We start from the raw sequence: 327 nt of genomic DNA on the forward strand, positions 1-327 counted from the left end.
AGGGGGGCAGACCAAAAAAAAAAAAACAAAAAACACCAACCCACAAACCACACACACACAAAAACACAAAAAAAAAACCCCCAAAAAAACCACAAAACAAAAAACAAAAAAAAAAAAACAAAAAAAAAAAACACAACACACCCAACAACAAAAACAACAAACCAAAACACACACCCCACACCCCCCCACACCCACACCACAACTAGCAAACAAACAACACCAAACGCCACAACAAAACCACACGGGACAACAAGAACAACCCAAACCAGGTCAAAACCACCCATACCCTCGCCCAGAAGGTGGGGGAGGAGATAAACATCCCCAACG

1 protein-coding gene is annotated in these 327 nt (G+C 42.2%); it reads right to left on the reverse strand.

The window, feature by feature from the left end; genetic code table 11:
* A partial coding sequence (locus PUR71_RS40825) for a hypothetical protein (protein ID WP_329924261.1) occupies positions 1-189 on the reverse strand: 189 nt, incomplete at its 3' end.
* Positions 190-327: the final 138 nt, after the last annotated feature.

This window comes from Streptomyces sp. SP17BM10 (assembly GCF_036322405.1).
Lineage (GTDB): Bacteria > Actinomycetota > Actinomycetes > Streptomycetales > Streptomycetaceae > Kitasatospora.